The following is a 13,569-nucleotide window of genomic DNA, read 5'->3' as shown; positions in this document are numbered from 1 at the left end:
CCGGAGCAGAAGGTGGTGCCCCATGCAGTTCGACGACGACGCGGACCTGGACACGTCCGAGGTCCAGGACGTGCGTGGCTGCCGTGTCCCCGGTGGCAGGGCCACCGTGGGCGGCGGCATCGTGGGGCTCATCGCGCTGGTCCTGGGGCTGCTCTTCGGTGTCGGCCCCGATCAGCTCGGCCTGTCGTCCGGCGGCTCGGGCACGACGGCGACCGCCTCCTCGGCCGCGCAGGTGCAGCGGTCCTGCCGGACCGGGCAGGACGCGAACACCAGGGAGGACTGCCGGATCGTCGCGGTGGTCAACAGCGTGCAGGACTACTGGGGGCAGGAGTTCCGGCGGCGGGGCGGAACGTACACGGACGCCCGGACGGTCCTGTTCACCGACCGGATCGGCACCGCGTGCGGCTCCGCGACCTCGGCGGTCGGGCCGTTCTACTGCCCTGGCGACCGGCAGGTCTATCTGGACCTCGGGTTCTTCGACGAACTGCGGACGAAGTTCGGCTCCGGCGGCGGCCCGTTCGCCCAGGCGTACGTCGTCGCCCATGAGTACGGACACCATGTGCAGGACCTCATGGGGACGCTGAGCCGGGCGCAGGACAGCCGCACCGGCGCCAACAGCAACGCGGTCAGGGTGGAACCGCAGGCGGACTGCTACGCCGGGGTCTGGGCGCATCGCGCGACGACGACGCCCGACGGGTCGACCGGTCGGCCGCTGATCACCTCGCTGACGCGGTCGGACATCCGGGACGGGCTCGACGCGGCTGCCGCGGTCGGGGACGACCGGATCCAGGAGGGGTTCCAGGGCCGGGTCACGCCGGAGTCCTGGACGCACGGCTCGGCCGCGCAGCGGCAGCAGTGGTTCACCGCCGGTTTCCGTAGCGGCGACATGGCCGACTGCAACACCTTCCGCTGAACCCGGCCGTTCGGGCCGGGCCGCGGGGCCGGTACCCCGGGACGGGCGGGACGGGCGGGACGGGCGGGACGGGCGGGACGGGCCATGCCGGGCCGTTGTCCGTGGCCGGTGGAAGACTGAGACGCGGATCTGAGACGCAGATCACAGAATTCAGGCAAACGGTTCATAGGAGTACGGGAAGAGGTGAGCGCCATGGCAGGCGCACCGGCCGGCGTTCCGACGATCTATCCGACGATTCTGTACGACGACGCGAAGGCCGCGATCAAGACGCTGACCGAGGGCCTCGGCTTCACCCAGGAAGCGGTGTACGAGGGGGAGAACGGCCAGGTGCTCCACGCGGAGCTGTCCTGCGGCAACGGCAGGGTGATGCTGGGCTCCAAGGGTCGCGAGGGTGCCTTCGCCAAGGCGATGCGGGACGCGGGTCCGGCCGGTGTCTACGTCGTGGTGGCCGAGGTCGACGCGCACCATGCCCGCGCCGTGGAGCACGGGGTGGAGATCCTGATGCCGCCCACGGACCAGGACTACGGCTCGCGCGACTACATGGCGCGCGACGCGGAGGGCAATGTGTGGAGCTTCGGGACGTACGCACCGGGGTCGGCCGGCTGACGGCCGGACGGGCCCGGGACCGGGCCCGTCCGGCGCGGGAACACCGTGCTACGCGCCGCCCGTGTGCACCTGGAACGCGGCCCGGCGCACCGCTTTGGCCAGTGCGGGGTCCGGGTGCGCGGCGGCCAGGGCGACCAGGACCTGCACGGTGCGCGGGTGCCCGACGGCCCGTACCTCGTCCAGCAGCGCCGGGACGGTGCCCTGGACGGCCGAGTCGAGATGGCGGACCAGCAGCCCGGTCTCCCCGTGGTCGGCGACGGCCGCGGCGGTGTCCACCCAGAGCCAGGTGGCCTCCTCCCGGCTGAGGACGTCCTGGGCGTCCTCGGGGTCGGTTCCCTCGTACTCGGCCAGCCACAGCAGCGCGTAGGGGCGCAGCGAGGGGTCATCGGCGACGGAGCGCACCTCGGGTTCGGCGGGGGCGCCGACCACCCGGAGCGCCTCGAAGGCGAGCCCGCGCAGCAGCGCGTCCTCGCCCCGGGCGACGGCGAGGAGTTCGGCGACGGCGCTGCCGACGGGGCGGGCGGCGAGCCAGGCGCGGTATTCGTCGCGGGCCGGGCCGGGGGTGAGCCGGGCGCAGCCGAGGAGCATGTCGGCGGCGGACTGTTCGATGTTCCCGGCCGGGCTCTGGGCCGCGACGCAGATCTGTTCCAGCTTGACCCAGACCGCCCAGTTGCCGAGCGGGGTGAGGGTGGCGTGCCCGGCGCCCAGGGTGAGCGCTCCGACGGCGGCCAGCCCCTCCAGGGCCCAGTCCAGAAGAAGGGCGACCAGGGCGGCGGGGTGCGCCGCGGGGGCGGCTTCGGCCGGCTCGGGCGTCGCCTCCGGTCCGTACGGCACCTCGCAGCGTTCCTCGTGGAGTTCCGCGACGCGCTGGCCGAGAAGGTCCAGGAGGGCGGGCACGGTGACCGGGCCGGCCGAGAGCTGGAGGAGGGAGAGCACCTGCGGCACGGCCTCGACGGCCTCGGCGACCGCGGTGGACTCGATGCCGTCGGGCGCGGGGTGGACGAGCGACCAGGCGTCGAAGAGCGCCACCCAGCCGCGCAGCACGGCGGAGTCGTCGCGGTCCCAGGCGCGCAGCCGCCAGCCGGGACGTGCGGTGCCCCCGTGCAGTTCGACGAGACCGGCGAGGCGGGCCCGGTCCCAGCCGGAGCGCGCCTGGGCCGGGGACAACTCCAGGGCCGTCGCGGCCCGTTCGAGAGCGTGGGCGGCCGGCGGCGGAGCGCCGGGGATCGCGCCGTCCGCCGCCCAGCGGGCGATCCGTACGGCGTCGGCGAGGGCCGTCCTGGCCTGACGGGCCAGTTCCGCCCGGGGCGGGGTGCCCTCCGGGGGGCGCGGGGCCGGCCTGGTGCGCCGGGTGGTCACGGCCTTGCGAGCGGTGGCGAGGGGTCGCGGGCGGACAAGTCGCAGCCTGGAGTCGCGCGGAGTACGGGACGTCACGGGGAGCAGTCTTGCCCCTGACGGCCCGAAAGCCCAAACGGAACCCGAATCAGCGGGAGGAGGGGTGCCGGGCCGGCTCCGGCACCAATCGGCCGATCCCTGGCATCAGCTCACATCAGGGGCGTGAGGAAGCGGCGCAGGGCCTCTTCGTAGTGAACCGGATCGGCATTCCACATCGCCGCATGCGGAGCCTGCGGTACGGCGTGCAGCGCGACCAGTTCCGGGCGGCGGGCGGCGAGATCGCGGGAGGGCTGCCAGGGGGCCAGGGTGTCGTCCGGGCCGTGGAAGATCAGGGTCGGGGCACGCAGCGCCGGTGCGAGGGAGCCGTCCAGGAGCCGGGCGCCGCGCACCCCGGTCTGCCCCTGCGCGGCCCGGACGGCGAGCGGCAGCAACGCGGCGGGGACACCGCGGGCCGCGGCCAGCGCGCGCAGCGTGGTGGCCCAGTCCAGGACCGGGGAGTCGAGGACGAGACCCCCGATCCGGTCGCGCAGCGCGGAGTTGACGGCCGCGTGCAGCGCCATCGAGGAGCCGGTGGACCAGCCGTGCAGGACGACCTTCTCGGCTCCGTACCGCACGGCGAAGCGGATCGCCGCGTCCAGGTCGCGCCATTCGGATTCGCCGAGGTGGGCGAGGCCGTCGGGGGAACGCGGGGCCCCGGGGTCGCCGCGGTAGGCGAGGTCGAGCACGGGCAGGCGCAGATCGTGCAGGAACTCCATGACGTTCATGGGGTGTTCCCTGGTGGTCCCGAGTCCGTGCACGGTGATCACCCAGGTGCCGCGGGGGCCTGGCAGGAACCAGGCGGGCAGGGTGCCGAGTTCCCCGGGGATCTCGACCTCCTGGTGTTCGAGGCCGAGGGCCGAGGAGGGGTCGCCGCTGTACAGCTGCGGGGTGATCCGGACCTCGGCGCCGGGTTCCAGGCTGCCCCGGTTGACGCGTTCCAGTCTGCGGACGACGGTGTCGGGGGCGTGGTGGGCGTGTTCGATCACCGGGCCGACCACGGCGTGGATGTCGTCGCCCACCAGTCCGTACGTGCCGGGCCGCAGGGCGGCGAAGGAGCGGGTCAGGGTGATCTGCCCGGCGGCCGTGGCGTGCACGGTGAGTCTGCGGTCGGCGGGGAGCGGTCGTCCGGACGGCGCCCTGAGGGCGGCGTCGCTGGCGTACCGGCCGGCGGCGACCGCTGCCGCACCGACGCCGAGGATCGTGGTGACGGCTGCTGCCGTGACTGTTGCCGGGCGCACGGCTCCAGTGTCGTGGGGTGTCCCACACCCTGCCAGCCGACGGGGCCGTCCGGTGGCCCGGCGGGGGCGGGACGGGCCGGGTCAGCCCGGCTGCCCGTATCCCTTCAGAGCTTCCTGGACGTCGCGCAGCTGAGCCGTGGAGAGGAGGTTCGGGGTGCGTCCGGGTACGGAGCTCGCGGCGAGCCAGAGCCGGCAGAGCCATTCCAGCTGGGCGGTCCGGTCGTACGCCTCTTCGAGGGTGGCTCCATAGGTGACGGTCCCGTGGTTCTGGAGCAGGCAGCCCGTGCGGTCCCGCAGGGCGGCGAGCATGTTCTCGGCCAGCTCCTCGGTTCCGTAGCGCGCGTAGGCCGCGACCCGGACGGTGCCGCCGAGCATGGCGGCGGCGTAGTGCACCGGGGGCACCTCGGGGACCAGGGTGGAGACGGCCGTGGCGTGCACCGCGTGAGTGTGCACGACAGCGGCCGCGTCGCTGTTCCGGTAGACCGCGAGATGGAGCGGGAGTTCGCTGGTCGGGGCCAGTTCACCAAGGACCCGGTTGCCCTCCGGATCGACACCGACGGCGTCCTCGGGGCCGAGCCTCTCGTACGGCACGCCGCTGGGGGTGACCAGGACCGTCCCGCCGACCCGGGCCGACACGTTTCCCGAGGTTCCCACGACGAGGCCGTCCGCCGCCGTCCGGCGGGCGGTGGCGACGACCGCGTCCCAGGCCCGTCCGATCGCGTCCCGCTGCTGCTCGCTCATGCGGAGATCCTGTCAGCCCGGGAGCCGAACGGACATGCGATCGGCCACAGAAGTCACAAACCGGTGAAGTTCGCAAAAGGGGTGGCGAGGGCCGAAATCAGGCCCCTTGAGGCCCCGTCCCGGGCGCCCGCCACACCGGGGAGGACAAACAGAGCGACCCGGCTCCGTTTGGAGTCACCACAGTGCCCTCCCCAGTTCATCTTCCGTTCACCCAGGTTGCCTACGGTCCACCTGCCAATGACGTCGAACGATTGCCTGGGTAAATGGAACACATCACGCTGCTCCTCGCGATTGTGATCGTGACAGCTCTAGTGTTCGATTTCACGAACGGTTTCCACGACACCGCCAACGCGATGGCCACGACCATCTCGACCGGTGCGCTCAGACCGAAGACAGCGGTGGCCATGTCCGCCGTTCTCAACCTCGTCGGCGCGTTCCTGTCCGTGGAGGTCGCCAAGACGATCTCCGGCGGAATCATCAACGAGAACGGGTTGCGGACAGAAGTCATCTTCGCGGCACTCGTCGGCGCCATTCTCTGGAATCTGCTGACCTGGCTGGTCGGACTGCCGTCCAGCTCCTCGCACGCCCTGTTCGGCGGCCTGATCGGTGCCGCCGTGATGTCGGCGGGCTGGTCGTCGGTCGACGGCGGCACGGTCGTCACCAAGGTGCTGCTCCCCGCGGTCGCCGCCCCGATCGTCGCCGGCCTGGCCGCGCTGCTGGCCACCAGGCTGACGTACCGGATCGGCGGGAAGATCCGCAACGACGCCCAGGAGAAGGCCACCGCCAAGGGCTACCGCGCCGGTCAGATCGCCTCCGCCGGACTGGTCTCCCTCGCCCACGGCACCAACGACGCGCAGAAGACCATGGGCATCATCACCCTGGCCCTGGTCACCGGTGGCGTCCTGCACCCCGGCGCCAACCCGCCGGTCTGGGTCATCGTCGCCGCCGGTACGGCCATCGCGCTCGGCACCTACCTGGGCGGCTGGCGCATCATCCGCACCATGGGCAGCGGCCTCACCGACCTCAGGCCGCCGCAGGGCTTCGCGGCCCAGACCAGCGCGGCCACGGTCATCCTGGCCTCCTCGCACCTCGGCTTCTCCCTCTCCACCACCCAGTCCTGCTCCGGCGCCGTGATGGGCGCGGGTCTCGGCCGTCAGGGCGGCGTGGTCCGCTGGTCCACCGCCACCCGGATGTTCGTCGCCTGGGGTCTGACCCTGCCGGCCGCGGGCCTGGTCGGCGCGGGCGCGGAACTCCTCACCAAACAGGGCACCTGGGGTGTCGTCGTCGTCGCGGCGCTGCTGGTCTCGGGCTCCGGCTCGATCTGGCTGGTGTCGCGCCGCAAGCCGGTCGGCCACGGCGATGTCACGCCGGCGGACGGCGCGGCCGAACCGGCGGGCGTCGTCACCACGGCCATCGCCGCCGTCAGCCCGCCGCCCACCGCGGCCCAGGCGACGGCCCAGGCAACGGCCCAGGACCTCAAGACCACCATTCCGGCCCCGGCCGGCACCCCCCAGGACCCGGCGCGACCCGCCACCGTCTAGGTCAGCCGTCCAGGCCGGCCGTCTAAGGAATCAGCATGAAAATCGACTGGGCAGCCCTCGGCTCCGTCTTCGGCGTCTCCCTCGTCGTCACCGTCGCGCTGGTGGGTCTCTTCACCCTGGGCATCGTCGGTCTCTCCAAGCAGCCCGAACCGGCGGCGCAGGGCGGCTCCGGCGGCTCGCTGCTGCTGGCCCGCGCCGGCGCGTACGTCTGCTTCGGGCTGTGCGCGGCGGCGGTCGCGTACGGGATCTATCTGATCGTCGCCTGACCCCTCCCCCGCGCACTCCCCGACGGGCCGGACACACCTCGTGTGTCCGGCCCGTTCCGGTGTGCCCGACCCGATGTGGGCCTCAGCACACTGCGCCGCCGCAGGTCAACAGCAAGTTGACGGGCGTTCGCGGAGCGTGGTGGACTGCCGGAGCCAATTACGGCGACAGCAGAGGAAGCCGGTGCGAATCCGGCGCGGTCCCGCCACTGTCACCGGGGAGCAGTCCCCCACACCGGAAGTCACGGCGCGCGCGAGCGGGCTGGAAGGCCGGGGGTACTGCGGATCCGGGAGCCAGGAGACTCTCGTCGCCGGTCACGTCGAACCAGGGCGCGGACCCTGAGTGAGGACATATCGCCATGCCTGGCTGCCGTGCGTCCGTTGCTGTGGCGCTCTCGTCGAGAGCCGCCTGTACGAAGGTCCTTCGAGGCGCGTCGGCCGGTTGAGCCGTGCGTGCCGATCGCATTTTCGCGTACGGCGCCACGGCCGGTCTGATCGGCGATCTGCTGCTCGGTGACCCTCGCAGGGGGCATCCGGTCGCCGCCTTCGGGCGGGCCGCGGCGAGCGTCGAACGCCGGCTGTGGCGCGACCACCGCGGGTGGGGCGCACTGCACACCCTTGTCCTGGCCGGAGGCGCCGCGGGGGGTGCCGCGCTGATCAGCCGTGCCGTGCGCGGCCGTCCCGCCGCCTGTGTCGCGCTGACCGCGGCCGCCACCTGGTCCGTCGTCGGCGGCACGTCCCTGGGGCGTGAGGCCCGGACGATCGGCGACGCCCTGGCGGCCGGTGACCTCGAACTGGCCCGCGAGCGGCTGCCGCATCTCTGTGGACGCGACCCGCACTCCCTCGACGGACCGCAGATCGCCCGCGCCGTGGTGGAGTCCGTGGCCGAGAACACCTCGGACGCGGTGGTCGGCGCCCTGGTGTGGGGCGCGCTGGCCGGGGTGCCGGGGCTCGTCGGCTTCCGGGCCGCCAACACCCTCGACGCCATGGTCGGCCACAGGTCGCCCCGCCACCGGCGCTACGGCTGGGCCTCCGCCCGCCTCGACGACGTCGCGGGCTGGCCCGGAGCCCGGCTCACGGCCCTGCTCGCCGTGGCCACCGGGGGGCGGCCACGTGGCGCGGTACGGGCCTGGCGGGCCGACGCGGCCGAGCACCCGAGCCCCAACGCGGGCCCGGTGGAGGCCGCGTTCGCGGGCGCGCTCGGCGTGCGGCTCGGCGGGACCCTCGCGTACGGCGGGAGGGTCGAGCGCCGTCCCGTCCTCAACGGGGCGACGGGCCGGGCGGTGGAGACCGAGGACATCGAACGCGCGGTACGGCTGTCGCGCCGGGTGAGCGCGCTCGCCCTGGGCGTGTGCGTGGCGGGACGGCTGGGCGCGGGCCTCGCCGCACGACGCGTCGCGGGACACCGGACCACGGGAACGCGCACGGGGAACACCCGGATCGCAGGACGGAGACGGACATGAGCGGCGGACTGCTGGTCGCCGGGACCACCTCGGACGCGGGCAAGAGCGTCGTCACGGCAGGCATCTGCCGCTGGCTCGTGCGCCGGGGCGTGAAGGTGGCGCCCTTCAAGGCGCAGAACATGTCGCTGAACTCGTTCGTCACCCGCGAGGGCGCCGAGATCGGGCGCGCCCAGGCCATGCAGGCCCAGGCCGCCCGGGTGGAGCCGTCCGCGCTGATGAACCCCGTCCTGCTCAAGCCCGGCGGCGACCGCTCCAGCCAGGTCGTCCTGATGGGACGGCCGGTCGGCGAGATGAGCGCCCGCGGCTACCACGGAGGCCGGCAGGAAGCGCTGCTCTCCACGGTCGTGGACTGTCTGGACCGGCTTCGGGGCACCTATGACGTGGTGATCTGCGAGGGGGCGGGCAGTCCGGCCGAGATCAATCTGCGGCGCACGGACATCGTGAACATGGGCATCGCACGCGCGGCCCGCTTCCCGGTGGTGGTCGTCGGCGACATCGACCGCGGGGGCGTCTTCGCCTCCTTCTTCGGCACGACGGCGCTGCTCGACGCCGAGGACCAGTCGCTGATCGCGGGCTACCTCGTCAACAAGTTCCGCGGCGACGTGTCGCTGCTGGAGCCGGGCCTGGAGATGCTGCGCGGGATCACCGGACGGCGGACGTACGGGGTGCTGCCCTTCGCCCACGGCCTCGGCATCGACGAGGAGGACGGGCTGCGCGTCTCGCTGCGCGGGGCCGTGCGCGAGTCGGTCGTCGCGCCGCCGCACGCCGAGGACGTGCTGCGCGTGGCGGTGTGCGCCGTGCCTCTGATGTCGAACTTCACCGATGTGGACGCGCTGGCCGCCGAACCGGGCGTCGTCGTGCGGTTCGTGGACCGCGCCGAGGAGCTGGCCGACGCCGACCTCGTCATCGTGCCGGGCACCCGTGGCACCGTGAAAGCGCTGGCCTGGCTGCGCGAGCGCGGTCTCGCCGACGCCCTGGTCCGGCGCGCCGCCGAGGGCAGGCCGGTCCTCGGCATCTGCGGCGGCTTCCAGATCCTCGGCGAACACATCGAGGACGAGGTCGAGTCGCGGGCCGGGCACGTGGACGGCCTCGGCCTGCTGCCCGTACGCATCCGCTTCGACCGCGAGAAGACCCTCGCCCGCCCCGTCGGCGAGGCGCTCGGCGCCCCCGTCGAGGGGTACGAGATCCACCACGGCGTCGCGGACGTACACGGCGGTGCAGCGTTCATCTCCGATGACCGAGGACGCAGCCTGGACGGTTGCCGGGTCGGCGCGGTGTGGGGCACCCACTGGCACGGCGCGCTGGAGAGCGACGTGTTCCGCCGCCGCTTCCTGACCGAGATCGCGCGCGCCGCCGGACGGCGCTTCGTCCCCGCCCCCGACACCTCCTTCGGCGTGCTGCGCGAGGAACAGCTCGACCGCCTCGGCGACCTCATCGAAGAACACGCGGACACCGACGCGCTGCTCCGGCTCATCGAGTCGGGCGCGCCCTCAGGACTTCCCTTCATCGCCCCCGGAGCACCTGGAGCACGCGCATGAACGCCCCTATGAGCACCGTGCTGTTGTTGTCGACGGCCGACACGGACCTCCTCGCCGCGCGCGCCTGCGGCGCGCCGTACCGGATCGGCAACCCCACCCGCATCGACGCCCACGAGGAACTCCCCGCGCTGATCGAGGGCGCCTCCGTCGCCGTCGTCCGCCTCCTCGGCGGCAAGCGCGCCTGGGAGGACGGGCTGGCCGTCCTCAACGCGTCCGGTATCCCGACCGTGCTGCTGGGCGGCGAGGCCGTGCCGGACGCGGAGCTGATGGCCGAGTCGTCCGTACCCGCCGGTGTCGTCGCCGAGGCGCTGCGCTACCTCGTGGAGGGCGGCCCCGGAAACCTCGTGGAGCTGGCCCGCTTCCTCTCCGACACCGTCCTGCTGACCGGCCACGGCTTCGCCGAGCCGCAGAAGATGCCCGAGTGGGGCCTGCACGGCGACCGCGAGTTCATCGAGGGACGCCCGACCGTCGGCGTGCTGTTCTACCGGGCACACGAGCTGTCCGGGAACACGTCGTTCGTGGACGTGCTGTGCGACGCGGTCGAGGCGCGTGGCGCCAACGCCCTGCCGGTGTACTGCGGTTCGCTGCGCGGCGCGGACGCCGGTCTGTACGAGCTGCTCGGCAGGGCGGACGCCCTGGTCGCCACGGTCCTCGCGGCGGGCGGCACCCGCGCGTCGGACGCCTCCGCCGGGGGCGACGACGAGGCCTGGGACATCGGGGCGCTGGCCGATCTGAACGTCCCCGTGCTCCAGGGCCTGTGCCTGACCTCCTCGCGCGCCGCGTGGGAGGCGTCGGACGCCGCGCTCTCCCCCATGGACGCCGCGATGCAGGTCGCGATCCCCGAGTTCGACGGCCGGCTGATCACCGTCCCGTTCTCCTTCAAGGAGCAGGGACCCGACGACGTGCCGGTGTACCGCGCCGACCCCGAACGCGCCGCGCGTGTCGCCGGAATCGCGGTGCGCCACGCCGTCCTCAAGCACAGGACGAACGCCGAGAAGAAGCTCGCCCTCGTCTTCACCGCCTACCCGACCAAGCACTCCCGTGTCGGCAACGCCGTCGGACTGGACACGCCCGCGTCGGCGGTACGGGTCCTGGACGCCCTGCGCGAGGCCGGTTACGCGGTCGACGGGCACCCCGACAACGGCGACGAGCTCATCCACCGACTCATCAACGCCGGTGGCCACGACGTGGAGTGGCTGACCGAGGAGCAGCTCGCCGCGGCACCCGCGCGGGTGCCGCTCGCCGACTACCGGGCCTGGTTCGACACGCTGGAACCGGAGCTGCGCGACTCGATGCTGGAGCACTGGGGCGAGCCGCCGGGTTCGCTGTACGTGGACGGGGACGACATCGTCCTCGCCTCGTTGCAGTTCGGGAACGTGGTGGTGCTGATCCAGCCGCCGCGCGGCTTCGGCGAGAACCCGATCGCGATCTACCACGACCCCGACATGCCGCCGTCGCACCACTACATGGCGACGTACCGCTGGCTGGAGGTCGCACCATCGGAGGGGGGCTTCGGCGCCGATGCCGTCGTCCACATGGGCAAGCACGGCACGATGGAGTGGCTGCCGGGCAAGGGCCTCGGTCTGTCCGCGGGCTGCGGCCCGGACGCCGTACTCGGCGAACTGCCGCTGATCTACCCGTTCATCGTCAACGACCCGGGCGAGGGCACCCAGGCCAAGCGGCGCGGACACGCCACGGTGGTGGACCATCTGGTGCCGCCGATGGCCCGTGCCGACACCTACGGCGACCTGGCCAAGCTGGAGCAGCTGCTCGACGAGTACGCGCTGGTCAGCGATCTCGACCCGACGAAGGCTCCCTCGGTGCGGGCACAGATCTGGACGCTGGTGAAGGCCGCCGAGCTGCACCACGACCTCCATGTCGACGAACAGCCGGGCGACGACGACTTCGACTCGTTCGTCATGCACATCGACGGCTACCTCTGCGAGATCAAGGACGTCCAGATCCGCGACGGCCTGCACATCCTCGGTGGCGGTCCCGTCGACGAGGCGCGGGTCAACCTGGTGCTGGCCGTGCTGCGCGCCTCCCAGGTGTGGGGCGGCACGGCGAACGCGCTGCCGGGGCTGCGGGCCTCGATCGCCGGGCACTTCGGGCTCGGCGAGAAGGAGTTGCTGGCCGAGCCCGGCGCCGCGGTGAAGGTGCCGGCCGAGCTGACCGAGCTGGTCGACGGTCCGGCGCGCACCGGCGCCGACGCGATCGATCTGCTGGAGCAGTTGTGCCGCCGACTCGCCGAGGGCATGGAGGAGCGCGGCTGGGACATCGCCGCCGTGGCGGGGCTGGTACGGGACGTGCTGGGCTCCGAACTCCCGGACGCGGTGGCCGTGCTGGGCTTCGCGTGCGAGGAGGTCGTACCCCGGCTGGCGCGGACGACGGACGAGATCGACCACATCCTGCGGGCCCTGGACGGTGGCTTCGTACCGGCGGGTCCGTCGGGCTCCCCCACGCGCGGGCTCGTCAACGTGCTGCCGACGGGACGCAACTTCTACTCCGTGGACCCGAAGGCAATCCCGTCGCGGCTCTCGTGGGAGGTCGGTCAGTCGCTCGCCGACTCGCTGATCGCCCGGTATCTCGCCGACACGGGCGACTACCCGAAGTCGGTCGGCCTGACCGTGTGGGGCACCTCCGCCATGCGTACGCAGGGCGACGACATCGCGGAGATCCTGGCGCTGCTCGGCTGCCGACCGGTGTGGGACGACGCGTCACGGCGGGTGACCGGGTTCGAGGTCGTGCCGGTGAGTGAGCTGGGGCGCCCGCGCATCGATGTGACGGTGCGGATCTCCGGGTTCTTCCGCGACGCGTTCCCGCATGTGGTGGGGCTGATCGACGACGCGGTCCGGACGGTGGCGGAGCTGGACGAGCCGGCCGACGCCAACCATGTCCGGGCGCACGTCGACGAGGACACGGCGGCCCACGGTGACCGGCGGCGGGCCACGGCCCGCATCTTCGGGTCCAAGCCGGGGGCGTACGGGGCGGGGCTGCTGCCGCTGATCGACGCGCGGAACTGGCGCAGCGACGCCGACCTGGCCGAGGTGTACGCGGTCTGGGGCGGTTACGCGTACGGGCGCGGGCTCAACGGGCGGGCGGCGCGCGGCGACATGGAGACGGCGTTCCGGCGGATCGCGGTGGCGGCGAAGAACGTCGACACCAGGGAACACGATCTGGTCGACGCCGACGACTACTTCCAGTACCACGGCGGCATGGTCGCCATGGTGCGGCATCTGACCGGCGAGTCGCCCGAGGCGTACGTCGGCGACAGCGCCACGCCCGACCAGGTGAAGACGCGGACGCTGGGCGAGGAGACGCACCGGGTGTTCCGGGCGCGGGTGGTGAACCCGCGGTGGATGGCCGCCATGCGCCGGCACGGGTACAAGGGCGCCTTCGAGATGGCCGCGACCGTGGACTACCTCTTCGGGTACGACGCCACGGCGGGGGTCGTCGACGACTGGATGTACGAGAAGCTGTCGGCGGAGTACGTGTTCGACGAGACCAACCGGGACTTCATGAAGAAGTCCAACCCCTGGGCGCTGCGCGGGATTTCGGAGCGGCTGCTGGAGGCGGCCGAGCGGGGGCTGTGGGCCGAGCCGGACCAGGAGACCCTGGACCGGCTCCGGGAGACCTACCTCGAGCTCGAGGGTGATCTGGAGGGAGAGGAGTGATCTCCCATGAAATCCCCGCGGCGGCGGGGAGCACGACGGCGAACTGCGTCCGCAATTGCTGGACCGCGGACCATCCCCACTGGGGCGGGGACCAGGCTTCCACCATGGCGAACTCACAGCCTGTGCCCGCAACGCGCTGCCATGAATCAGCCGAAGGA

At 72.8% G+C, this 13,569-nt stretch carries 10 protein-coding genes and 1 riboswitch; of the genes, 7 read left to right on the top strand and 3 right to left on the bottom strand.

What is annotated here, in order from left to right; all coding sequences use genetic code 11:
- Positions 1 to 22: 22 nt before the first annotated feature.
- Both ypfJ and ACZ68L_RS29685 read left to right on the top strand, forming a co-directional pair.
- Complete coding sequence (ypfJ, locus tag ACZ68L_RS29690; protein ID WP_469582686.1) at positions 23 to 913, top strand: KPN_02809 family neutral zinc metallopeptidase; 891 nt, start codon at positions 23 to 25, stop codon at positions 911 to 913.
- Positions 914 to 1,105: 192 nt separating this feature from the next.
- Positions 1,106 to 1,519: a VOC family protein gene (locus ACZ68L_RS29685; protein WP_469582683.1), complete on the top strand. Its 414-nt coding sequence runs from the start codon at positions 1,106 to 1,108 to the stop codon at positions 1,517 to 1,519.
- Between the two features lie 48 nt (positions 1,520 to 1,567).
- Here ACZ68L_RS29685 and ACZ68L_RS29680 read toward each other — a convergent pair whose 3' ends face one another.
- From ACZ68L_RS29680 to ACZ68L_RS29670, 3 genes are all read right to left on the bottom strand, one after another.
- On the bottom strand, positions 1,568 to 2,878 hold the full coding sequence (locus tag ACZ68L_RS29680; protein WP_469582842.1) for a hypothetical protein: 1,311 nt from the start codon (positions 2,876 to 2,878) through the stop codon (positions 1,568 to 1,570).
- 185 nt (positions 2,879 to 3,063) lie between these two features.
- Entirely contained in the window at positions 3,064 to 4,191 is a 1,128-nt protein-coding gene (locus ACZ68L_RS29675) for an alpha/beta hydrolase (RefSeq protein ID WP_469582680.1), read from the bottom strand.
- 81 nt (positions 4,192 to 4,272) lie between these two features.
- Positions 4,273 to 4,932 carry a class II aldolase/adducin family protein gene (locus ACZ68L_RS29670; RefSeq protein ID WP_469582677.1) on the bottom strand — a complete coding sequence of 220 codons (660 nt, stop codon included), beginning with the start codon at positions 4,930 to 4,932 and terminating at the stop codon, positions 4,273 to 4,275.
- Positions 4,933 to 5,195: 263 nt separating this feature from the next.
- On the opposite strand from ACZ68L_RS29670, the gene ACZ68L_RS29665 reads away from it, so the two are divergent.
- The 5 genes from ACZ68L_RS29665 to cobN all read left to right on the top strand — a co-directional run bounded on the left by ACZ68L_RS29665 (position 5,196) and on the right by cobN (position 13,411).
- Positions 5,196 to 6,473 carry an inorganic phosphate transporter gene (locus ACZ68L_RS29665; RefSeq protein ID WP_469582674.1) on the top strand — a complete coding sequence of 426 codons (1,278 nt, stop codon included), beginning with the start codon at positions 5,196 to 5,198 and terminating at the stop codon, positions 6,471 to 6,473.
- Positions 6,474 to 6,508: 35 nt separating this feature from the next.
- Positions 6,509 to 6,739, top strand: coding sequence for a hypothetical protein (locus ACZ68L_RS29660; RefSeq protein WP_404246999.1), 231 nt, complete (start codon positions 6,509 to 6,511; stop codon positions 6,737 to 6,739).
- 172 nt (positions 6,740 to 6,911) lie between these two features.
- A riboswitch (cobalamin riboswitch) is annotated at positions 6,912 to 7,040 on the top strand.
- A 145-nt stretch (positions 7,041 to 7,185) separates the two neighbouring features.
- Positions 7,186 to 8,199, top strand: a complete 1,014-nt coding sequence (locus ACZ68L_RS29655) for a cobalamin biosynthesis protein (RefSeq protein WP_469582671.1) — start codon at positions 7,186 to 7,188, stop codon at positions 8,197 to 8,199.
- Positions 8,196 to 9,737, top strand: a complete 1,542-nt coding sequence (locus ACZ68L_RS29650) for a cobyric acid synthase (protein ID WP_469582670.1) — start codon at positions 8,196 to 8,198, stop codon at positions 9,735 to 9,737. The genes ACZ68L_RS29655 and ACZ68L_RS29650 overlap by 4 nt, the downstream gene beginning before the upstream one ends.
- Positions 9,738 to 9,745: 8 nt before the next feature.
- Positions 9,746 to 13,411: a cobaltochelatase subunit CobN gene (gene cobN, locus ACZ68L_RS29645; RefSeq protein ID WP_469582839.1), complete on the top strand. Its 3,666-nt coding sequence runs from the start codon at positions 9,746 to 9,748 to the stop codon at positions 13,409 to 13,411.
- The last annotated feature ends 158 nt before the right edge of the window (positions 13,412 to 13,569 follow it).

The sequence above is a fragment of the Streptomyces sp. NPDC104309 genome (assembly GCF_055584025.1).
Note: the sequence above shows the minus strand (reverse complement) of the source record. Positions and strands in the feature narration are given on the sequence as shown.